The sequence below is a fragment of the Moorena sp. SIO4A1 genome (assembly GCF_010672065.1).
In the GTDB taxonomy this organism is placed as follows: Bacteria; Cyanobacteriota; Cyanobacteriia; order Cyanobacteriales; family Coleofasciculaceae; genus Moorena.
Map to the genome: position 1 here is coordinate 213,261 of NZ_JAAHHX010000016.1, position 19,506 is coordinate 232,766.

General features: G+C 43.5%; 21 protein-coding genes and 1 riboswitch. Of the genes, 9 read left to right on the plus strand and 12 right to left on the minus strand.

Translation table 11 applies throughout. The features are described from left to right. Positions 1-2: 2 nt before the first annotated feature. Entirely contained in the window at positions 3-1,010 is a 1,008-nt protein-coding gene (locus F6K53_RS15625) for a hypothetical protein (protein WP_293024128.1), read from the plus strand. A gap of 504 nt (positions 1,011-1,514) precedes the next feature. On the opposite strand, the gene F6K53_RS15630 is transcribed toward F6K53_RS15625, so the two are convergent. After that, positions 1,515-2,711 carry a transposase gene (locus F6K53_RS15630; protein WP_293024131.1) on the minus strand — a complete coding sequence of 399 codons (1,197 nt, stop codon included), beginning with the start codon at positions 2,709-2,711 and terminating at the stop codon, positions 1,515-1,517. A gap of 108 nt (positions 2,712-2,819) precedes the next feature. On the opposite strand from F6K53_RS15630, the gene F6K53_RS15635 reads away from it, so the two are divergent. Then, positions 2,820-3,164 (plus strand): hypothetical protein, encoded by a 345-nt coding sequence (locus F6K53_RS15635; RefSeq protein ID WP_293024134.1) that lies wholly within the window; start codon positions 2,820-2,822, stop codon positions 3,162-3,164. 67 nt (positions 3,165-3,231) lie between these two features. Beyond that, complete coding sequence (locus F6K53_RS15640; protein WP_293066726.1) at positions 3,232-4,950, plus strand: peptide ABC transporter substrate-binding protein; 1,719 nt, start codon at positions 3,232-3,234, stop codon at positions 4,948-4,950. 185 nt (positions 4,951-5,135) lie between these two features. Here F6K53_RS15640 and F6K53_RS15645 read toward each other — a convergent pair whose 3' ends face one another. Then, entirely contained in the window at positions 5,136-5,291 is a 156-nt protein-coding gene (locus F6K53_RS15645; protein WP_293066723.1) for a hypothetical protein, read from the minus strand. Between the two features lie 8 nt (positions 5,292-5,299). Between F6K53_RS15645 and F6K53_RS15650 the strand changes: the two genes are divergently transcribed. Beyond that, positions 5,300-6,259 (plus strand): ABC transporter permease, encoded by a 960-nt coding sequence (locus F6K53_RS15650; protein WP_293066720.1) that lies wholly within the window; start codon positions 5,300-5,302, stop codon positions 6,257-6,259. Here the strand turns inward: F6K53_RS15650 and F6K53_RS15655 are convergent. Beyond that, a complete protein-coding gene (locus F6K53_RS15655; RefSeq protein ID WP_293066717.1) occupies positions 6,233-6,370 on the minus strand; it encodes a hypothetical protein in 138 nt (45 codons plus the stop codon). The genes F6K53_RS15650 and F6K53_RS15655 overlap by 27 nt on opposite strands. A 300-nt stretch (positions 6,371-6,670) precedes the next feature. Here F6K53_RS15655 and F6K53_RS15660 point away from each other — a divergent pair, with 300 nt between their 5' ends. Then, positions 6,671-7,561 (plus strand): ABC transporter permease, encoded by an 891-nt coding sequence (locus F6K53_RS15660; protein WP_293066714.1) that lies wholly within the window; start codon positions 6,671-6,673, stop codon positions 7,559-7,561. A gap of 152 nt (positions 7,562-7,713) precedes the next feature. Here F6K53_RS15660 and lepB read toward each other — a convergent pair whose 3' ends face one another. The 3 genes from lepB to F6K53_RS15675 all read right to left on the minus strand — a co-directional run bounded on the left by lepB (position 7,714) and on the right by F6K53_RS15675 (position 10,904). Further along, positions 7,714-10,185 carry a signal peptidase I gene (gene lepB, locus F6K53_RS15665; RefSeq protein ID WP_293066711.1) on the minus strand — a complete coding sequence of 824 codons (2,472 nt, stop codon included), beginning with the start codon at positions 10,183-10,185 and terminating at the stop codon, positions 7,714-7,716. Positions 10,186-10,226: 41 nt separating this feature from the next. Beyond that, positions 10,227-10,601, minus strand: coding sequence for a hypothetical protein (locus tag F6K53_RS15670; protein WP_293066708.1), 375 nt, complete (start codon positions 10,599-10,601; stop codon positions 10,227-10,229). A 171-nt stretch (positions 10,602-10,772) separates the two neighbouring features. Next, positions 10,773-10,904 (minus strand): hypothetical protein, encoded by a 132-nt coding sequence (locus F6K53_RS15675; protein ID WP_293066705.1) that lies wholly within the window; start codon positions 10,902-10,904, stop codon positions 10,773-10,775. A 217-nt stretch (positions 10,905-11,121) separates the two neighbouring features. On the opposite strand from F6K53_RS15675, the gene F6K53_RS15680 reads away from it, so the two are divergent. Continuing rightward, positions 11,122-12,441 carry a transposase gene (locus tag F6K53_RS15680; protein ID WP_293066702.1) on the plus strand — a complete coding sequence of 440 codons (1,320 nt, stop codon included), beginning with the start codon at positions 11,122-11,124 and terminating at the stop codon, positions 12,439-12,441. Here F6K53_RS15680 and F6K53_RS15685 read toward each other — a convergent pair. Further along, positions 12,339-12,602, minus strand: a complete 264-nt coding sequence (locus F6K53_RS15685) for a type II toxin-antitoxin system Phd/YefM family antitoxin (RefSeq protein ID WP_364302003.1) — start codon at positions 12,600-12,602, stop codon at positions 12,339-12,341. The genes F6K53_RS15680 and F6K53_RS15685 overlap by 103 nt on opposite strands. Before the next feature lie 77 nt (positions 12,603-12,679). Here F6K53_RS15685 and F6K53_RS15690 point away from each other — a divergent pair, with 77 nt between their 5' ends. Next, positions 12,680-12,988 carry a hypothetical protein gene (locus F6K53_RS15690; protein WP_293066699.1) on the plus strand — a complete coding sequence of 103 codons (309 nt, stop codon included), beginning with the start codon at positions 12,680-12,682 and terminating at the stop codon, positions 12,986-12,988. 73 nt (positions 12,989-13,061) lie between these two features. Here the strand turns inward: F6K53_RS15690 and cobW are convergent, their stop codons facing one another. From cobW to F6K53_RS15715, 5 genes are all read right to left on the minus strand, one after another. Further along, on the minus strand, positions 13,062-14,096 hold the full coding sequence (gene cobW, locus F6K53_RS15695) for a cobalamin biosynthesis protein CobW (protein ID WP_293042301.1): 1,035 nt from the start codon (positions 14,094-14,096) through the stop codon (positions 13,062-13,064). 23 nt (positions 14,097-14,119) lie between these two features. Further along, complete coding sequence (locus F6K53_RS15700; protein WP_293081252.1) at positions 14,120-14,317, minus strand: hypothetical protein; 198 nt, start codon at positions 14,315-14,317, stop codon at positions 14,120-14,122. Positions 14,318-14,413: 96 nt separating this feature from the next. Beyond that, the gene (locus tag F6K53_RS15705; protein ID WP_293027245.1) at positions 14,414-15,127 is read right to left on the minus strand and encodes a hypothetical protein; all 714 of its coding nucleotides are present in this window, start codon (positions 15,125-15,127) and stop codon (positions 14,414-14,416) included. A gap of 341 nt (positions 15,128-15,468) precedes the next feature. Then, positions 15,469-16,155 (minus strand): HupE/UreJ family protein, encoded by a 687-nt coding sequence (locus tag F6K53_RS15710; RefSeq protein ID WP_293081255.1) that lies wholly within the window; start codon positions 16,153-16,155, stop codon positions 15,469-15,471. A 357-nt stretch (positions 16,156-16,512) separates the two neighbouring features. Continuing rightward, positions 16,513-16,657: riboswitch (cobalamin riboswitch) on the minus strand. A 189-nt stretch (positions 16,658-16,846) separates the two neighbouring features. Next, positions 16,847-17,830: a YihY/virulence factor BrkB family protein gene (locus F6K53_RS15715; RefSeq protein WP_293066689.1), complete on the minus strand. Its 984-nt coding sequence runs from the start codon at positions 17,828-17,830 to the stop codon at positions 16,847-16,849. A gap of 267 nt (positions 17,831-18,097) precedes the next feature. Between F6K53_RS15715 and F6K53_RS15720 the strand changes: the two genes are divergently transcribed. Continuing rightward, complete coding sequence (locus F6K53_RS15720) at positions 18,098-19,132, plus strand: class I SAM-dependent methyltransferase (protein WP_293066686.1); 1,035 nt, start codon at positions 18,098-18,100, stop codon at positions 19,130-19,132. A gap of 151 nt (positions 19,133-19,283) precedes the next feature. Next, positions 19,284-19,506: ATP-binding protein (locus F6K53_RS15725; RefSeq protein ID WP_293081258.1), on the plus strand; the 223-nt coding region annotated here is incomplete at its 3' end.

Below are 19,506 nucleotides of genomic sequence, written 5' to 3' on the forward strand. Positions count from 1 at the left end.
TGATGGGATTACTTCTCATTGCTTACTTGGGATTACAGATTAATGGGTTGAACCTTAGCAAGTTGAACCTGGAAGGTTTCCCAGAACAGTTTCAACTAGCGTTCTTTCAGAAGTTGGCAACAGGGAACAGGGAACAGGGAACAGTGGACAAGGATTCACGAAAAGCAATGCAGCGCGGTCTTGGGGGAAACCCCCACTCGCTATTGCATCAAGAACAGTATCAGAAAACTACTTTTGAAAGAGGTCTACTGTTCAACCTACCCTACTCGAACACCAAAGCCCAACAACCAAACCACCTCCAACCTATCAACTTTCAACCTATCAACTTTCAACCTACCAACCTTCAACCTCTCAACTTTCAACCTGCCAACCTTGGCCTATTGGCCACGCTACGCGAACAACCTGCCAACCTTGGCCTATTGGCCACGCTACGCGAACAATCTACTAACCTCCAACCTCCCAACCTTAACCCTTCAAGGTTCTTCCGACCTGCCAACCTTGAACCTTCACCCGATCAAACCTGTTCGGTAGAGGTGGAAACCTTAACCTCCCTATTGCTTAAGGATTTACCTAGCTATGCCAATCGAGTGATTCAGAGAGCGCGGCGCTCAGACTCGACTCTGGACAATTTCAGTTATGTCATCGTGGCAGGAAAGCCAGAGTTTGAACCTCTGCCCCTTAAGTCGTTTCAATCCACGACCGTACCTAACCCAACAGATACCGAAGCACTTGAACAAATCTTTCTAACTACCCTAGAGCGCAAGTATTTCAAGGATAAAGCTGTAGAGCTTCAGAATTATCACTGGCTATTTTTGACCAAAAGCTCTGATGGTTGGCGCTTAGTGATGATTTTTTCCCGTATTGGTTCTGTTTCAGAAGGCAAACTTCCCACACCGCCACGGGAAAGTACTAATGGTGTTATTGGTCAAGCGGTTAAGACTTGGCTGCGGGATTGTCGTGCTGGGACAATTCGATCCTTTGAACAGAATCCCGTCAATTCCGATCCTTGAGATGGCTAAGCATTCAGCGGTCAGTGGTCAGCGGTCAGTGGTCAGCGGTCAGTGGTCAGCGGTCAGTGGTCAGCGGTCAGTGGTCAGCCGTCAGTAGTTAGCCGTCAGTGGTCAGCTGTCAGCTTATTTTATTCAAAAGCACCGATTGCGCATCAGCTGATAGCTGATAGCTGATAGCTGATAGCTGATAGCTGATAGCTGATAGCTGATAGCTGATAGCTGATAGCTGATAGCTGATAGCTGATAGCTGATAGCTTAAGTTTAGAAAGATTTAAGAATTTAGCAATTTTCAAGGAATTATTGAGATGTATGTGAATCAAAAATGCGATTGACCGTTCGCGAAGCGTTGGGCTTTGCCCGAAAGGTCACGCTACGGGAACGCATTTGCCAACACTAGCTGGTTTCCTTTACTCTTCTACAATCTCGACTAAGTCCTGAACCATTACATCAAACGTCCTGGCTAATTTATCCATAGAAGTATATTGACACTCCCCACTGATAGAATCAGGGGGATTCTTGGTTCAACGAGCTGACTTGCTCAACCAGACCGGAATCAGGAAGAGTAGAGGCCAATTCTCCCCAAGCGTTAAGTAAAGTTCCGGTGTGCCCCACCGTACTTAAGGCTCTAGTTAAAATATTTTTGGCAGCATTGTGGTCTCTGTCTAGCTGACATCCACATTCACAGACATGGGTTCTAGTAGATAATGATTTTTTGACCACTTTGCCACAGCTGGAGCAATTTTGGCTTGTATAAGCAGGGTTCACTGCAACAGTTACCCGCCTAAACTTTTGCCCAAAATATTCCAACCATTCCCTAAACTGGTACCAACCTGCATCATTAATAGACTTAGCGAGACAGTGATTTTTAACTAAATTTTTAACCCTCAAATCTTCATAAGCGACCAAATCGTTAGATTGGATTACGCAACGTGCCAGTCTCTTGGCATGTTCTTCACGCTGCCTACTTATTTTGAGGTGCTGTCTACCTAGTTTATTGATAGCTTTCTTCCGGTTAGCAGAGCCTTTCTTCTTTCGGGAAACTCGACGTTGATAAAATTTTAATTGTTTCTCTCCACTGCGATAGAATCTAGGATTAGGTTCAGCATAGCCATCAGAATCAGTGTAAAATTCTTTTAATCCGACATCTAACCCCACAGTAAAGCCAGTAGCTTCTAGCTGTTCTGAGTTATCTACCTTGACGCAAAACTGGACATAGTACCCATCGGCTCTTTGAACAATCCGAACTCGCTTAATTAGCTTCTGGTCGAAGCACCACAAGTCCCAGGTGCCTTTGAGCTTGACTTGCCCAATGCCTTTCTTGTCTGTGAATTTTATAGACTTCTTATCTGGGGATAACTTCCATCCAGATTGCTTATATTCGACTGACCTAGAATGCTTTTTGAAACGGGGATAACCTTTCTTCCCAGGGATTTTATTCTTGCAATTATCAAAGAAACGTTTGATAGCGCGTTCTACATTCTCAACTGATGCCTGACAAGCATGACTGTTGAGGTCTCTGACAAACTTGAATTCGTCTCTTAGTTGAGTGTTGTAACGATAGAGTTCTTTTTTCCCTGTACCACGATTGTCCATCCAGTACCGAAGTACTTTATTGCGGACAAAGCGAGCCGTTCTAATGGCTTCATTTATTGCCAACCTTTGAGGCTCTTTGAGAACAGCCTTGAACTCCATGACCAACACTCGTGTATCACCTCCTTGGGTTCTTACTTTACTTACTATTATAGACTACAATCTAGATTTAAAAGTCCCCGAACAGTTAGGGAATAAATTCCCGTTCGGGCTAACCCCATGAATAGAATTCAGGGGCTTGCGCCCTCAGGATTTTCGGTCACTGAAAATACGGTAGCCTTGTTTTTTAATATCCAACCAGAGGAAATTTATCGCATCGATTGCTGGCAGCACGTTGTTTACGTACACGCCAAAGGTGTCAGTCAATTTGTCAGCTACGCCGATTTTCCGCCAATTTTAGGGGTAGACCCCCCAAAAACTGGAGATTACGACCGCTGGCTTAAACGGCGAAAAGGCACAAATCCAAGCAATCCCTGGGTTTTTGGAGCCGATTCTACGCCCAGCAGTTTAAGCAAGCTTCCTCAAAGCTTAATCTTTATCAGTGGGGAAAATTGGTTGGTCTAGTCAAAGGTGTACTTTTTGAGGCAGAATTGCAACAATTGCGGCAAATTTATGTGAACGAGAAAAGTTGGTGGGACGATTTTTGACTAGATACTATATCCTGATTCTATTGAGTATTCTGTGTTTAACTGGCTGTAATTCTCCTGATAGTGGAGTTTTACAGTCCAACCAGGACAGTACTTTGAAGCTACTGTACTGGCAAGCACCCACTATCCTCAATCCTCATCTTTCCAATGGTTACAAGGATTCCGAAGCCAGTCGGATTACCCTGGAACCCCTGACTAGTTATGACAAAAATGGGGAGATGGTGCTGTTTTTGGCAGCAGAAGTCCCTACGGTAGAGAATGGTGGAATTGCGGCTGATGGTAAGTCGGTGACTTGGAAACTAAAGCGCAATGTAAAGTGGTCCGATGGCACCCCTTTCACCGCTGCTGATGTGGTGTTCACTTACGAATTCATCACCAATGCAGCAGTAGGCTCGACTAGTGCTAGTACCTATAAAACTATCAAAAACGTTGAAGCAATCGACGACTATACAGTCAAAGTCAACTTCAAGGATGTTAATCCAGCTTGGTTTTTAGTCTTTTCCGGTAGTGCTGGCATGATTTTGCCACGCCATTTATATCAAGATTTCAATGGTGCCAATGCACGACAAGCGCCAGCCAACTTGATGCCTGTAGGAACCGGTCCCTATCAGGTCGTAGAATTTAAGCCAGGGGATACCGTAGTTTATCAGCCAAACCCTAACTTCCGAGAAGGGGATAAACCCTATTTCGAGCGAGTAGAATTAAAAGGCGGTGGTGATGCTACCTCTGCTGCTAGAGCAGTCTTACAAACTGGTGATGGGGATTATGCTTACAATCTGCAAGTGGAAGCACCGGTGTTGAAGCGACTGGAAGCAGGGGGTAAAGGTAAAGTCGTGGCTATCTTTGGGGCGTTGGTAGAACGGATTTTAATGAATCAAACCGACCCCAATCAACAAGCTCCGTCTGGAGAACGGTCTAGTCTCAAATTCCCCCATCCGTTTTTGAAAGACAAGCGGGTGCGTCAGGCTTTTAACCTAGCCCTAGACCGGGAAACCATTGCTCAACAGCTTTATGGACCAACGGGCAAAGCCACAGGGAATTTCTTAGTGTTACCAGAGCAATATAATTCCCCTAATACTACCTATGAATTTAACCCTAAAAAAGCGGTAGCCTTGTTGGAAGAAGCAGGCTGGAAAGATACCAATGGTAATGGGATTCGGGATAAGGATGGGGTCGAGATGACCGTGTTGTTTCAGACTTCGGTCAATCCTGTCCGCCAGAAGACCCAGGAAATTGTTAAACAGACCCTAGCCTCGATTGGGGTTGGGGTAGAACTCAAGAGTATTGATGCCAGTATTTATTTCTCTGGTGATCCAGCCAACACCGATACTAATCAACGCTTTTATGCTGACCTACAAATGTACACCACAGGGAATGATAGTCCTGACCCTGGTGCGTATCTGAAAACCTATACCTGTGATGAAATTTCCCAGAAAGCTAATCAATGGTCTGGGCAAAATCACTCTCGCTACTGTAATCCGAAATACGATCAGCTTTGGCAGCAGTCTACAAAGGAGTTAGACCCAGAAAAACGTCGAAAAATCTTTATCCAGATGAATGACTTACTGGTTAAAGATGATGTGGTAGTTTTGCCCATTGTCCATCGGGCTGACGTAGCTGGGTTTAGCAATCAGTTGGAAGGTTATGACTTCACACCATGGGATACCAATACTTGGAACATTATGGATTGGAAGCGGAAGTGATAGTTATATCAAGTCCGGTTGAATACCCATAATTAACGGGAGTGTGGGGAGATGGGGAGATGGGGAGATGGGGAGATAGGGAGATTGGGGAGATTTTTATTAAGCGTAATTATCCTGACATGATATTAGTACTCATTGCTTATTCGTTAATTAACAAGATTCAAGTTTCAAGATTCAAGTTTCAATTAACTATAGCATTTTCCATACTTATGAGGTAGACAATATTTTTCCCCGATTCCCGATTCCCGATTCCCGATTCCCGATTCCCGATTCCCGATTCCCGATTCCCGATTCCCGATTCCCGATTCCCTATTCCCTACCAAATTGAAAACCGCTATCATCAATTTCAATGACGCGATACCTAATTAATCGTCTTTTAGTTTCCATTCCCACCTTAATTGCTATCAGTATCGTAGTATTCGGTATCTTGGCTTTAGCACCTGGAGACCCGATGGGGGAATTTGCGACTAATCCTTCCATTACTCCGGAAGTTCGGGAAAATATTCGTCGAGCCCTTGGTTTAGACCAACCCATCCCGATTCGGTATATTAAATGGGCGTGGTCATTTATCCAAGGGGATATGGGATATTCTTTCACTAGCCGTAGTCCTGTTAGTGCCCTAATGCTCCAGCGTTTACCTACTACGTTATGGGTTGTGGGTTCCGCTTATATCTTTGCTGTATTGCTGGCGTTTCCCTTAGGAATAATTTCGGCACTTAAACGTTACTCTATCTTTGATAACATTGTCACCACTCTCGCCTTTCTAGGATTTTCTCTACCAACCTTTTTCACTGGTTTGCTGTTCATTATTCTATTTAGTGTTCAGCTAAATTGGTTCCCTTTTATCTACGATAGCACCCTTAAGGTAACAGATTGGAATAGTTTTGTAATCCAAGTCAAGCAGTCTATCATGCCCATCGTAGTATTGGGATTATTTCAAGCAGCAGTATTGATGCGTTTTATTCGTTCATCCATACTCGAACAGCTAAATCAAGACTACGTCCGTACTGCTTACGCTAAGGGATTACATCAATTTGTAGTGGTCAATCGCCATATCTTACGGAATGCTTTGATTCCGGTTGTTACTTTAGTCGCCCTAGATATTCCTACTGTATTTACTGGTGCTTTAATCACTGAACAAGTGTTCCGAGTACCTGGAATTGGTGCGTTGCTGATTGATTCTATCTATCGAAACGATACACCAGTAGTGATGGCCATTACCTTTATCTACGCTATTTTAATTGTGGTATTTAATCTAGTCGCTGATATCCTTTATGGCATTCTAGATCCGAGAGTTCAAATAACATAGTAGGGAGTAGGGAGTAGGGAGTAGGGAGTAGGGAGTAGGGAGTAGGGAGTAGGGAGTAGGGAGTAGGGAAGAAAAATTATCGCAATTCTCTGTCTTGATGCAGTCGCTCATGGGGGAAACCCCCAAGACCGCGCTGCATCGCTATGCCATGAGGTACAAAGGGATCCCCCTAAATCCCCCTTGATAAGGGGGACTTTGAGGTTGATAACGGTACCTCATAAATCCTAGAAACGCTATATCACAATTCATGATAGCGTTTATCATAGCTATGAGGTACAAATAATTTTTTCCCTATTGCCTATTGCCTATTGCCTATTGCCTCTTGCCTCTTCCCTGCTCCCTGCTCCCTGCTCCCTGCTCCCTAAAGCCCAATAATTTTTACCTTATCCAATTGACAACTGATGTATCGAAATGAGTGTTCTGTGGAAGTTTTTTGGTGGAGATGGATGGCGTCGGTTTCGCCAAGACCGAATGGCTGTAATCGGGTCTATTGTACTTCTAATTATGGTGATTACCATTGTTTTAGGGCCATTCATTAATACAACACCTATTGACAAAATTGACTTTAGTCTATCCAGTGCGCCACCGAGTTGGGCACATCCTTTTGGTACTAATGATTTAGGTCAGGATCAACTGGCTCGGGTATTGTGGGGGGGACGCATCTCGTTAACGGTGGGGATTGCGGCTATGGTAGTGGCGATTTCCTTGGGGACGTTAATTGGAGCGTTATCCGGTTTCTATGGAGGAGTAATTGATACGTTTCTGATGCGTCTGACGGATTTATTTTTAGCATTACCTCAGCTACCGTTGTTACTGTTAGTGATTTATTTATTCCGCGATGTCATGCGGCAGCTGGCTGGGCCAGAGTTGGGTATTTTTATATTGATAGTGCTAGTCATTGGTTGCTTGAATTGGATGTCCGTGGCGCGATTAGTAAGAGCTAGTTTCTTGACAGTGCGGGAGATGGATTTTGTGACAGCCGCTCGCTCGATTGGTGCTAAACCTCGTCGATTGATTTGGGCTCATATTCTTCCTAATGTGCTTAGTCCGGTAATTGTTGCGGCTACCTTAGCGGTGGGAAATGCGATTATTACTGAGTCTACCTTGAGTTTTTTAGGCTTAGGGTTTCCCCCTGATGTTCCGACGTGGGGACGGATGCTATTTGATGCCCAAAATTATATTGAAATAGCGCCTCATATGGCAATTTTTCCGGGATTAGCGATTTTTTTAACAGTGCTTAGTATTAATTATATTGGGGATGGATTGAGGGATGCTTTGGATCCGCAAACTAGGAGGAAGTAGGGAATCGGGAATCGGGAATCGGGAATCGGGAATCGTTGCGTAGGGTGCGTTAGGGGGGGCTCTTATTTTTAGCCTCGTAGCCAGTTGAAACAGCCCGCCCCGTAACGCACCACCAGGTCAAATTACAACAGCTTTTATAGCAACAAATATAATTAATCCACCCTACCAAACCGCCCAAAGGGAAAAAGACGGAATAAGACTCTACCATCAATTTTCTCCCTAGTCACCAAGTCCATCAACAACTTATCCTGATCATCTGGATTTTCACCCAAAACTAAATAGCAACAAGAAGGGATTTCTCTCTCTACTTCGTCGTCATCTTGGATAGGAATTCCTTGAATGTAGTCAGTTTGCAGCCGTTGACCATTGACATAAACCTCTCCTTGCTTAATGGCAAACGTTTCCCCAGGTAACGCCACAATCCGCATCATAATGTACTTCTTACCATTAAAGCCTTGCTTCGCCAAATTCTTGGTAACCCGAAAGTGAATCACATCTCCGTGGTGGAATTTCCGCCAATTACGGGTGACTCTATCCGTGAGAACCACATCACCGCTCTTGACTACTGGTACTACCGTTGATTTTAGCCCACTGTCAACCCTATAGATGCTGCTACTAAGAATTAGAAAAACAAACAGAGAAAATCCCAACAGAATATAGCCCAGCCCAGTATTTTTAGAACCTTCAATCAGGGGGGGAGGAACAGGTTTATTGCCCACAAAATGCTGACGCAGGGCATCATGAAGAAAACGGTAACGCCCTCCCACTTGCTGAATCAACCGCCGTTCTGCTGCATAACTGAGGAACCTGGCATAGTTCCAAGGAATTGCTCCCCTTTGCCACAAAATTAGCCTCAGGGTCAAGTGCGGTATCCAGTCTTGACCCCCACTTGCTATTGCCGAAACCAATCCTACAAGTAAACCGATGCTTAAAGCGCGAGTCAAATCAAGGTTAGCTCCTGTAACGATGGAGACAAGGGGATCAATTAATGCCCCAGCCGGAAAAGCAAACAGGGGAATAATAAACATTTTTTTAAACGATTCTTTGATCCCTTGATTAGGGTTTTCCTTAGCAATTTCTGTTTTTAAGCAAAAAAAACGCCCAAAAATCATCCATACCAAAAATAAAATCAGCAAAAAAGTCAGCCCAAAAATCAGCAAAAAAGTCAGCCCAAAAATCAGACAAGAAGTCAGCCCAAAAATTAGACAAGAAGTCAGCCCAAAAATTATGTTAAAAATCAGACCATCCCAACTTCCAGCAAAAGCTTCAGCTTGTCTTTCGTAGTTTTTAAAATCCGTAAATTTTAGCCCTAAAATTAGCCCAAATATCAGCCCATAAAGCAGACCAAATATCAAATCATAAAGCAGACCAAATATCAAACCATAAAGCAGACCAACAATCAGTCCAGAAATTAATCTAAAAACACTTCTTTGACAACCTTTTTTTAACCAATATGACTGCATATTTTCAATTAAAAATTCAGTGGTTGAATCGGCTACTAATTGCCGAGCTAGATAAGTCAACCAATGTCTAGTCTCCTTATTCCCATAAGGAACTCCCTTGGGATATTTTTGCTGATCAAGGGGTAACTTTAAGCGCTCCTCCACATAGGCTGACCACAGTTGTGCTTTATTGGTAATCGGCTGCCCCTGGTATGCTGTCACCATCACGTTTAAAAACAGGGGTTTATCTGCCAGTTCTCTCATCTGGGCATCACTGGATAGCACTTGCCAGAACTCCCGTTTACCCAGGCGCTGGAGATACTCTTGGATTTGGACATCATTGGGGGACTGCAAGCAATAAGCCCCATTAAGTTTACGTAGTTTGACTCTTCCCTGCTGATATTCTTCCAGGCGACAGCAAACCACCCCACGGCGTTGGATGTCTTGCTTGAAAAACTGATTAATTTTGGTGACGCACAGCCGTTGACGGGGTATGCCTAACTCGTCTAAACCATCCAGAAGGGGCAGTAGTTGATGGTTTTCCAGCCATTGTTGGCTGATTTTTTCGTCAATGCTGTAATTGTTTTTGAGTTGAGCCACTAACCATTGATCAAGGGGTTGCTGATCATGTTTCCAGGCAGAAAGCTCGAAGATGATGGGGACCGGTGCAGCATTATTCTGTTGTGCTTGCTTAACTAAATCCTCGGCTAGTCTTAGTAAAGTGGTCGTTTTTCCAGACCCCGGTTCCCCTAAAATGAGTAACCGACCTTTCACATCTGGCCGTTCAAATACCTCCATTGCTGAGGTTTGAGGCGGTAGGGGAATTACTTTCTGTCGCTGGTCACGTTCTACCGCCCCCTTGCTCTCCTCCATTGGTAATTCCAGATACAGATTCATCTCTAACTTGTCTTGGTGCAGAGAATCCTGGAGTCGAGCTGTTACCTCCCGCTTGACTTCTACCAGTAACTGTTTGCGAATGCAACTAGCAGCATACTGATCACGGTCGAGCCAGCCAATTAGCTTGCGTTGTAATTCTCTCCAAAGGGGAGCTGGCACATGTCTTTGCTGCTCCGAATTATAAATGTAATCACCCTCAACATAAAAACCTTGGTGATTCACATTAGCCTCGCGGTGATGTTCTGTATTAATTTCACGCTCTGGCCGCTTTCGTTCTTCAGTCACAACTGTCAATCAAGCTAGAGTGATCGAGGTTTAGTCTGGTGTTAAGACTGCTGAGTTTCCTGCCAATCTTCCAGCGCACCGATAACAAAACTAGCAGCCGGATGGTTCAGCAGTTGCTCAAAAGCACTTACACCCCCAGCTTTCAAGGCACTGAGTACTCTATTACTCAAAGCAGGGTTAGTGTCAATCTGCTCAACTGCTGCTGCTGCCACCTTCATCTTTCCAGTGGTAGTATCAGTAGGGTAAGTTTTGTCTAAGGTCTCTAGTAATTCTTGAATCTGTGCCGCAGCTTTCGCGAGGTTTTGTTTTTGCTCTGGGTTATTGTTATAGTAATCGCCCTCGATGTAAGTACTTTGGTCGTTGTTGTGGGTTTCACGGTTATATCTACCTGCTTGAATATTGCGATCGCCACTCATAACTAACTTGTCCTTAGCCGCTCACGGTAAAGCGATTCGTCTATCCCTTTTCAGCCATGAGCACCATCAATGCACTAAAAATGGGAGTATTGGCTGTATAGTAGCTAGATTAGTAAGAGATTGACTGAATGTCAACTCTGTGACAAAGTAATGCCGTCTTTCTTACCCTTGTTACAACTTAATACCCAATTCCTCTTTCAGTTCTTCCAAAGGTTGAGCTTTATGGCGGCAGCCCCGCGCTGTACCCGATAGGGTCAGCGTCGGGAAGGATAGCCCGGTGATGGAATGAAATGGAATCACCAACTAATAATCCTGGGGGACAGGGAGACGAGCTATAAAACTCCTAATCAATTCAGATGGGGTCATCCCTCTCTTGTCGGCTTCCTGTTTTAATTGTCGTTTTTCAAAGTCAGTTACTCTGACTATCAACTTTTTATCTTTCATGTTTTTACTGTTATGGGTTGTCATATGGCTACCCATATGTTAGACTAATAATAGGTCGATAAGCAAGAGGACAAAAATGATATCTGCATATCAATACCGGTTAAGACTGACAAAGTCGCAAATTACAAAAATAGAGAAATGGCTGGATATGTTGCGTCATCAGTACAACTATTTGTTGGCAGATAGGTTTAATTGGTTTGAGCAAAATCGCTGTTCTATTAATTCTTGTTCCCTTGTTTGTCATTTACCAGATCTAAGAAACAATCCTGACTACTTTTCCCAAAAAAGAACTCTACCTCAGTTAAAGAAAGACAGACCTTGGTATAGTGATATTCATGCTCACGTATTACAGGATTGCGTTAAAAAAGTAGATTTGGCTTTCAAGCGGTTTCTTAAGGGAGATAGCAATGGTAAAAAGAGCGGAAGACCTCGATTCAAAAGTAAAAATAGATACAAGTCATTTACTTTTCCGTCACTTTCAAATAATCCAATAAATGGCAACATTTTGACTCTTCCAAAATTTGGTAAAGTCAAAATGATTTATCACAGACCTATTCCAGAAGGATTCAAAATAAAAACAGCTACTATAACCCGAAAAGCTGACGGCTATTACGTCACGCTGTCAATCCAAGATGGTACGGTTCCGGATATTATCTCAGTAGACAGCATCGAAAATCCCGTCGGAATAGATATGGGTCTTAAGTCTTTTCTGACAAAGTCTGATGGTTCAGAGGTACCAATACCCCAATACTATCGAAAAGCTCAAAAACGGTTAAAGAAAATTCAAAAAGCTGTTAGCCGTTCTAAGAAAGGTAGTAACAACAGTAAGAAAGCTGTTATTAAGCTAGGAAAAGCTCATAAAAAAGTGGCTGACACTCGAAAAGATTTTCATTTTAAAACAGCCAAAAGTTTGCTAGACGAATATGATCTAATCGCTCACGAGAAGTTAAATATTAAAGGTTTGGCCAGAACTAAAATGGCTAAATCTGTATTGGACGCTGGATGGGGACAATTTCTGTCAATACTATCAAACAAAGCCGAAAATGCTGGTTTGCTTACAGTTGCAGTAAATCCTCGAAATACCAGTCAGAACTGTTCTAATTGTGGCACGAAAGTACCTAAAAAATTAAAAGACCGCATCCATTCTTGTCCTCATTGTGGATACACGAAAGATCGCGATGTGAATGCGGCTAAAAACATATTGAATTTGGCGGTGGGGCGTCCCGTCAGGAGTAAAGCTTGCCGAGTAACCGAAGGGGTACCTGGTGTTGGCAAGAAGCCCGCGTTGTCCCGTCAGGGCAACGTCGGGAGTACGTCACGAGTAGCTTCTTCTGACTCTGCCCATTCCAAAGCCCTAAACAGGCGCTTGGCATTTTCTGGCGATCGCAACAGGTAAATAGTTTCTAAGATACCAGACAATTCATCTTCAGCAATTAACGCGACATTTTTCTGGTTATCACGCTTGATTACGATAATTTCGCGTTCATCGTAAACTTGATCTAGGATGCTAGCTAGGTTAGCTTTTGCTTGAGAATAGGTAATTTCCCGACTTAACATCGTTTCACTGAGGCTGATTTGTAGATCATTATTGTACATACCTCACATGGAAACTGCACCGTAATCTGATCGGTGGAATGGGCATATTGGTGGAACAGGCATCTTGCCTGTTTCATGTTCCGGCATATTGGTGGAACAGGCATCTTGCCTGTTTCATCTTCCAGCATATTGGTAGAACAGGCATCTTGCCTGTTTCATCTTCCGGCATCTTGGTAGAACAGGCATCTTGGTGGAACAGGCATCTTGCCTGTTTCATCTTCCGCCATCTTGGTGGAATGGCCATCTTAGTGAAACAGGCATCTTGCCTGTTTCATGTTCCGCCATCTTGGTGGAACAGGCATCTTGCCTGTTTCATTCCCGAGCGGGCAAGATGCCCACTCTACTAAATTGGTTATTCCCGATTCCCGATTCCCGATTCCCGATTCCCGATTCCCGATTCCCTATTCCCTGTTCCCTTTATTACCCAAATACCTCCTGAATTCCTAACTGCTCCAAGCCTTGCCCAATCAACACCAAGCGAGTCTGACGCTTTTCATCAGCTTGCCAAGCACGGTCAAAGAAACTCTCAATGCGATCGCCTACTCCTTGGATCACCATCCGCATGGGTTTATTAGCAACATTCACAAATCCCTTAATACGATAAATCTCTTGCTGTTGCACCAATTGTCGTAATTTTGTCTTGATTACCTGTGGATCAAATGCCTGATCTAAAATCAAATTAACTGAATTAATATCATCATCATGGTCATGGTCTTCTTCATGGTCATGATGGCTAGGACGTGATTCTAAATTATCTTCCACTCCAGCATTAAATCCTAGCAGTAAATCAGGACTAATGTCTCCCTCCTGACAAGGAACGACTTTCACACTACTTGGTAACTGCTGTTGCAACCAATTGTTTACTTTGGTTTGAGTAGGACTATCCACTAAATCCACTTTAGTCAACAGCACCATATCAGCACAAGCTAGCTGGTCTTCAAACAATTCCTCGATGGGAGTTTCATGTTCCAAGGTTGGGTCAGCCTGACGTTGGGCTTCTAAAGCATTGATATCGCTGACTAAAGTACCAGCGGCTAAGGCATCGCAGTCTACGACAGTCACCACCCCATCCACCGTAGCGCCCGTGCGAATTTCTGGCCAACGAAAGGCTTGAACTAGAGGTTTAGGCAACGCTAATCCCGAGGTTTCAATCAGGATATTATCAATCTTGTCACGACGCTTCAGCAATTCTTGGATTGTCGGTAAGAATTCTTCCTGAACCGTGCAACACAGACAACCATTCGCTAGTTCTAAAATATTATTATTGGCGTCATCGTCTTCATCACAAATCTGACAGGAACGCAATAATTCCCCATCAATCCCTACTTCACCAAATTCATTAACAATTACAGCAATGCGCCTGCCCTGATTATTTTGGAGCAGGTGACGCACGAGAGTAGTTTTGCCACTACCCAGGAATCCAGTAACAACTGTAACAGGAATTTTTGCAGCCATTTTAAGTAAGTTAAGGAGTAAAGTTAAGGTTTAAGGTTGGTTGGTTGAAGGTTGTTCGCGTAGCGTGGCCAAAGGCCAAGGTTATTTTGTTGAAGGTTGAAGGTTGTTCGCGTAGCGTGGCCAAAGGCCAAGGTTATTTTGTTGAAGGTTGTTCGCGTAGCGTGGCCAAAGGCCAAGGTTATTTTGTTGAAGGTTGTTCGCGTAGCGTGGCCAAAGGCCAAGGTTATTTTGTTGTTCGCCTTTGGTGTTCAGTTTAGGGTAGATTTAAGGTTGGGATATATATCCGTCAAGAAGGTAAGACATCAATATCTCAGGGTTCATTTAGAACGTTTAATCGGGTGATATTCGATCGCCATCCAGATACAATCCGTATCTGAATAATACTGATGCCACGGATAGGTATATTGCTGGTTTTCGTGTACTTCACAAAAAGGAACGATCTGGGTGTATCCCTCAGTCATCAAGAGATCTTCATAGAGAGTCCCAAAATCTTTTTCTTTGAACTTCTGCATTCGTCCCTGTCCCAAAACTTGGGTGTGAAGCTCAATAAAGTCATGTTGGTTATGGATTGCACAATCGGTACGAGAAGGAGCATACCAGAGGTTAACTTTAACAGAGAACTTTTCTTGTTGATGGGGTGTACTCGATTGCCTTGCCATAAAATAGGGATCGACTTCTAGAATTCCCGCCTCATCTTGAGGAGACTTCCACAGCGGTATATTTTTGGGGAAGTGGATCAAATTACCTAATAAATTCCACCCAGGCTCAAAAACAATCTTGCCGATGTTGTTGCTCTCTACTCCCTCCAGCAAAAGTAATGATTTGGCTTTTTGGACAGTAGTATTTTTGAGGATGGTAGATGAAAAAGCCGGAATAATGCTGGTGTTATTTTCGCTCAGGTAAGCATCTGTCTCTTCAGGATTAACGGTGATAGTACGACTGTTAATGGGATAATTTTCCACATTTTCAACGTACTTCGCATCTATGTAGGCACCGGAAAAGTTAAGTTGTTTAACTTGGTTAGCTTTCATCGGTTTTTGACACAGAATTAAAGGACTAGCTACCTAAGAGGTTGTCTGAGAAGTCTCATTTGCTACATCCAAGCCCCCGTTTCCCAAGGGAGCAATCCCTCGCTTGGGGGACTTTTAGCAGCAAATTGATTCTTCCCCACCGGTGCGCACCGCATAATTGGGGGGCTAGGGGGGCAAAATTCAGTATCAAAAAACTTTTTAGATATCCTCTAAGGCGAAAGGCAAAATGAAGAATGGTGAATGCTGAAAGCAGAATACATAAAGCAGAATTATAAATTATCATCAATTCTTAATTCTAAATTCTACATTCTTAATTCTTAATTCTACATTCTTAATTCTTCTTATCCAAAAATTGCAGAGGATAGGAAAACGACTCCTACTGAGCAGATACCAAAGCCTAAAATTCGCATCAGTGGGAAGGGTTGATCTTTCCATTGTTTGATCAACCTCTTACTCAGCCCTAGGGCTAGGATGGCAATACCATACTGAATCACACTGAAGCCAATCAGGTAAGCCAATAGTGGACTCATTTCAGCACCTACAATTGCTTCACCATAGGCATAGCCATGAAAAATACCAGCTAAGCTAGCTAACCCTAGCACTACGGATATATTGGGAATTTTGGCACTCAACAGTAGTCCGCCAAAGAGCACCACTGAAGTAGCGATCGCAATCTCTGGTATTGGCAAGTCCATTCCCAGCAAGTGAATACCTGTCCCGACTAGGGTGGTGAGGACAAAAGCACCGGGAATCAGGAAACCACTGGTAAATCCGGCTGCAATTAAGCCAACAGCAATCACAAAGGCGAGATGATCGAAACCAATCACGGGATGACCTAATCCAGACAAAAATCCTGTGATGAAATTATCAGGTGTCTCGCCACCAAAGGGATGGTGAGCCATGGCTTGTTGTGCTGTACTTAAAATCCCCATCCATACCAACAAAGCTATAGCATTAAAGCCAAGTTTCTGGTTTTGATAACGGGAGGTATAAGACCGATTGTTCGCGGAAAATTTGCTCTTAGACATCTGGTAAATGCTGGTCAATGACTGATCAAAAAATTGGCACAGTTTAGTGTTAATTACCTTGACAGACTAGGCTTTCTAAGACTATCTTGAAAAAAGATAAAGTAGTCTTGTAGCACATTTAAACTGAGCTGATAGCTGATAGCTTATAGCTGTTCGCGTAGCGTGCGCGTAGCGCTTAAGCTTATAGCTTATAGCTTATAGCTTACTATCAAACTTACAGATCAAACCTATTAAATACTTTTTACTCAACCACTAGTTTTCAAAAAGAGCATCACAAACGTTACTAGTAACTGTGGTTGCCTACTCACTAATTTTGGAAATGCTACATCAGACATCATCTGTACCTCGCAGACGGATTTAACAACTGAAACCATTGGCGGGCATTCTGACTTAGAGGTCACAGACCTCATCACAGCTGCGGGACAGCGCCGGACTTGCACCGGACTTTCCCCGTTACCTCTGGTGAGTGCTCTTCACCAGAACCGATGGAACTTCAGGTACTTTAGCACAATTTGACCTAAATTATTCGTTAAATATTAATTAAGATATTAATTACGATTAATTAAGATTAATTAATCGTAATTAATTAAAGCGGTTTTTAGTTTAATGAGGTACATAGGAGTTTTTACCTATTCCCTATTCCCTATTCCCTATTCCCTATTCCCTATTCCCTGTTCCCTGTTCCCTGTTCTTACGATCTTGGGTTATCCCTTTCCTCAACACTAGGGAACTGGCCTACTGCTGGGAGAGGGGTAGCATGGTCATCGGGAACGATTTTTGAACCAAATATTTTAGCGTAAACTTGGGTAAATTCAGCTCCTAAAAAGATAATTTGAGAGGAATAGTATACCCAAGCCAATAAAACCACCAGTGAGCCAGCAGCACCGTAACTTGAGGAAAAACTGCTTCTGCCGAGATACCATGACAATAGCCATTTACCCAAGTTAAACAGTAAGGTAGTGATAATTGCTCCAACCCAGACATCCTTCCAGGCAATTTTCACATCTGGCAAGTACTTGTAAACCAGAGCAAACATCAGGCTAAGGATACCAAAGGACACCAGCAAGTCCAGAATTGTCCAGACAAAGTTAAGTTGGTAGAGCCAGAGTAAACCCAGTTCCTTGAGGAATTCGCTCTCATAAGACTCCAAAGCAGATAAGGCAGTACTGAGCACAGCGGACAATAGCAGAAAAATTCCCACACCCAGCACTGTTATAAACGAAAGAGTCCGTTTTTTCAAAATACCCCAGATGCCTCGTCCCGGTTTCAGCTTCACATCCCAAATCGTATTCAAGGCATCTTGGACTTCGCCAAATACCCCAGATGCACCGAACAACAGCACCACAATACTAATCAAGGAAGCCAACCCCCCACTAGCATCAGGCCGATGGGCATTAGTAATGGCTGTCTGAATAAACTGTGCCCCTTGTTCCCCAACCAATCCTTGGATTTGCCCTACAATCTCGCCCTTAGCCGCCTCTTCCCCAAAAATAGACCCCACAATTGCGATCGCAATTATTAACACTGGCGCTAGGGAAAAAATCATGTAATAGGATAATGCTGCTGCTAGTCTAGATGCGTTATCGTCCTTCCATTCTTTAAATGTTTCCTTAAGCAGTCCTAAAATAGCCTTGGGATTCATCACCATAACTCCTGGACACGGGTTAATCGGCATTCTTCCAGTTGGAAATACCTGACAATGCCTGAGAATATTGTAGATTGACAATTGCGCGAACGAGATTTATTTTAAGCATGATAGCTGACAGCTAGTGGGGTAAGGTAATTGCAGGAAAAGCAATAGCATCTGACGTTACCCATGATTGAAAACCCGTTTGTAAGGAACTTCGTCTCCTCCTTATCCAAAGGTGGCAAACTACCAATTAGCTTTGTAATTCATTTGGAAGATGGGTCACTCACCACTATTGGAGAAGAGAAACCGATCTTGGATATATACATCAAAAATCCAGCTGGTCGAAAAGCTCTAATGTCTTTAGACCAATTACTGATAGTGGAAGCTTACATCAAGGGTGATATTGATTTCGAAGGGGACTTAATCAAGGCCATGTCCTTCCAGCAGCTGTTATCCGATCAGCATATTTTGCTAAAGATAGGTCGGCGACTCAAGCCCATCTTACTTGGGCGGGAAAAATGCAATCCAGATTGGATCTCGAAGCATTATGACTCCCATAATATCCAATTGTTCGCTATGGATACCGATTACAATACTTATACTCCTGGGATATATGAGAAAGATGAGGATAGCCTAGAGGTTGGAGCTGAACGCAAGTTAGACTTTGCCTTTCAATCTCTTAATCTCAAACCGAATGATTCGGTACTGGATATTGGCTCTGGCTGGGGCGGTTTCGTGCGTTTTGCCGCACGCCGAAATATCCGTGTGACTGGAATTACCTTATCCAACCACCAAAAACAGTATGTAGAAGATTTAATTGAAAAAAATAACTTTGATGCAGAGGTCAAGTATCAAGACTTTTTCTCTTTCCAACCCAGCCAGAAATATGATGGCATAGTAATGATGGGGGTAATCGAAGATTTGTCAGATTATCCTCGAGTAATGGAGCGTCTCTTGAACTACCTTAAACCTGGCGGACGAGTATATCTCGACTTTGCCTCACACAAAGAGTCATTTGGCACGCACAGTTTTATTACCAAGTATATCTGGCCAGGAACCTTTCGGATGGTGTATATGCCGGAATTTATCGATGCTGTTAAAGAATCACCATTTGAGATCCAAGCCATCTATAACGACCGTCGCAACTATTATCTTTGGGCTAAGGGTATGTATGAGCGCTGGATGGAAAAAAAAGCAGATATTATCGACAAGTCAAATGAACAAATCTGGCGCACGTTCCGGATACTTTTTGCGGCAACAGCGGGTACCATGAACAAATCATCATACGATTCGACGGCCTATCGGGTGGTTTTAGAATTACCCGAGGATCACAAGTCTTTACAATAACTGTGGTCAGACCTAGATTCCTAGATCAATTTAGTATTGGAAAGTCCCCCTCAAGAATTTCCCATGGAGCTAAATAAACCATAAGGAGTCGTAAAAGAGTACTATTATACTACTATGATTTGACTCAGGGAAGTTTGACAATAGTTGCTCTATGCCCGCACTGACCACAAAACCTGCCAACCCTAGCTTTCCCCTCACCGCCGTGGTGGGTCAAGAAGCCATTAAACTCGCCCTCCTCCTCGCCGCCATTGACCCTGGATTAGGAGGCGTTGCGATCGCAGGACGCCGTGGCACAGCTAAATCAGTGATGGCACGGGCAATCCATACCTTGCTCCCTCCGATTGAAGTGGTTAAGGGTTCCTTGAGTAACTGTA

Coding starts and splice junctions, on each gene's coding strand:
- F6K53_RS15625 (WP_293024128.1), top strand. CDS start 3: ATGGGATTACTTCTCATTGCTTACTTGGGATTACAGATTAATGGGTTG.
- F6K53_RS15645 (WP_293066723.1), bottom strand. CDS start 5,291: ATGATAGCGGTTTTCAATTTGGTAGGGAATAGGGAATCGGGAATCGGG.
- F6K53_RS15705 (WP_293027245.1), bottom strand. CDS start 15,127: ATGAAAGCTAACCAAGTTAAACAACTTAACTTTTCCGGTGCCTACATA.
- F6K53_RS15670 (WP_293066708.1), bottom strand. CDS start 10,601: ATGAGTGGCGATCGCAATATTCAAGCAGGTAGATATAACCGTGAAACC.
- F6K53_RS15690 (WP_293066699.1), top strand. CDS start 12,680: ATGGGCATATTGGTGGAACAGGCATCTTGCCTGTTTCATGTTCCGGCA.
- F6K53_RS15685 (WP_364302003.1), bottom strand. CDS start 12,602: ATGTTAAGTCGGGAAATTACCTATTCTCAAGCAAAAGCTAACCTAGCT.
- cobW (WP_293042301.1), bottom strand. CDS start 14,096: ATGGCTGCAAAAATTCCTGTTACAGTTGTTACTGGATTCCTGGGTAGT.
- F6K53_RS15650 (WP_293066720.1), top strand. CDS start 5,300: ATGACGCGATACCTAATTAATCGTCTTTTAGTTTCCATTCCCACCTTA.
- F6K53_RS15715 (WP_293066689.1), bottom strand. CDS start 17,830: ATGCCGATTAACCCGTGTCCAGGAGTTATGGTGATGAATCCCAAGGCT.
- F6K53_RS15680 (WP_293066702.1), top strand. CDS start 11,122: ATGATATCTGCATATCAATACCGGTTAAGACTGACAAAGTCGCAAATT.
- F6K53_RS15655 (WP_293066717.1), bottom strand. CDS start 6,370: ATGAGCGACTGCATCAAGACAGAGAATTGCGATAATTTTTCTTCCCTA.
- F6K53_RS15710 (WP_293081255.1), bottom strand. CDS start 16,155: ATGTCTAAGAGCAAATTTTCCGCGAACAATCGGTCTTATACCTCCCGT.
- F6K53_RS15660 (WP_293066714.1), top strand. CDS start 6,671: ATGAGTGTTCTGTGGAAGTTTTTTGGTGGAGATGGATGGCGTCGGTTT.
- F6K53_RS15635 (WP_293024134.1), top strand. CDS start 2,820: ATGAATAGAATTCAGGGGCTTGCGCCCTCAGGATTTTCGGTCACTGAA.